Source organism: Acinetobacter silvestris, assembly GCF_002135235.1.
Classification (GTDB): domain Bacteria; phylum Pseudomonadota; class Gammaproteobacteria; order Pseudomonadales; family Moraxellaceae; genus Acinetobacter; species Acinetobacter silvestris.
The window spans coordinates 1-1717 of sequence record NZ_NEGB01000018.1; the positions used below are offsets into that span (position 1 = coordinate 1).

A 1717-nucleotide genomic window follows, 5' to 3' on the forward strand; every position below is an offset into this window, starting at 1 on the left:
TTAGCATTACCGTGGATGGTAAACTGGTCGTTCCTAATTCAGTTACGGTCTCTGGTACAGATGTGACATTAAGCTTTGTACCCCCGATCGGGATTGATCAAGCTGTTACCTTTAAGTACAGCGATCCAAGTGCAGCGAATGACACCGATGCGATTCAAGATACTGCAGGCAATGATGCTGCCAGTATTCCAGAAACCAGCTTAGCGCCAAGTGATAACCACTCAACAATAGATAGTACTGCACCGGTATTCCAAAATGCTGAGGTGGATGACGCTGGTACTACACTTACCTTGTATTATGATGAAGTTTTAGATGGTACTCATCCACCGAAACTGAGTGACTTTAGCATTACAGTTGGTGGGCTCATTGTTACACCTACAACGATATATATTGATTCTAATAAAGTAATTATTGGTTTCACCGATACAATTTATAAAGGCCAGAATGTCAGAGTTAGTTATACAGATCCAACAATTGGTAATGATACTGATGCGATTCAAGATGCCTTAGGGAATGATGCAGAAAGTCTAACACAAGCCCCAGTATTGAACGGGTCTACGCAACCAAGTCCGGATACTACTGCACCAATATTTCAAAGTGCTGAAGTGAATAGTAATGGTCAATTATTATTACATTATAATGAGGCTTTAGATGGTGCTAATAAGCCATTAACAGATGCTTTTACAATTATTGTTAATGGACAAGATGTAGTACCAAGTTTGGTGACCATATCTGGTTCAGATGTCATTTTGAGTTTTGTGCCACCAATTGGGAAGGGGCAAGGTGTTATTTTTGCATATACGGATCCATCTTCGGATAACGATGTAAATGCAATCCAAGATATTGCGGGCAATGATGCTGCCAATATTCCAGTCACGAACTTACCCCCAGCTGATAACCACTCGACAATAGATAGTACTGCACCGGTATTCCAAAGCGCTGAGGTGGATAGTACTGGCCATTTAGTGTTGCATTACAATGAAAACTTAGATGGTAGCCATCCACCGAAAGTGAGTGACTTTAGCATTACCGTGGATGGCAAACTGGTTGTTCCTAATTCAGTTACGGTCTCTGGTACAGATGTGACGTTAAGCTTTGTACCCCCGATCGGGATTGATCAAGCTGTTACCTTTAAGTACAGCGATCCAAGTGCAGCGAATGACACCGATGCGATTCAAGATATTGCGGGCAATGATGCTGCCAGTATTCCAGAAACCAGCTTAGCGCCAAGTGATAACCACTCAACAATAGATAGTACTGCACCGGTATTCCAAAGCGCTGAGGTGGATACAACTGGCCATTTAGTGTTGCATTACAATGAAAACTTAGATGGTAGCCATCCACCGAAAGTGAGTGACTTTAGCATTACCGTGGATGGTAAACTGGTCGTTCCTAATTCAGTTTCGGTCTCTGGTACAGATGTGACATTAAGCTTTGTACCCCCGATCGGGATTGATCAAGCTGTTACCTTTAAGTACAGCGATCCAAGTGCAGCGAATGACACCGATGCGATTCAAGATACTGCAGGCAATGATGCTGCCAGTATTCCAGTCACGAACTTACCTCCAGCTGATAACCACTCAACAATAGATAGTACTGCACCGGTATTCCAAAGCGCCGAGGTGGATAGTACTGGCCATTTAGTGTTGCATTACAATGAAAACTTAGATGGTAGCCATCCACCGAAAGTGAGTGACTTTAGCATTACCGTGGATGG

1 protein-coding gene is annotated in these 1717 nt (G+C 43.0%); it reads left to right on the forward strand.

Features of this window, described 5'->3' with window-relative positions; genetic code table 11:
• Positions 1-1717 (forward strand): SwmB domain-containing protein (locus B9T28_RS14760; protein WP_143222625.1); only part of this gene is annotated, 1717 nt, incomplete at both ends.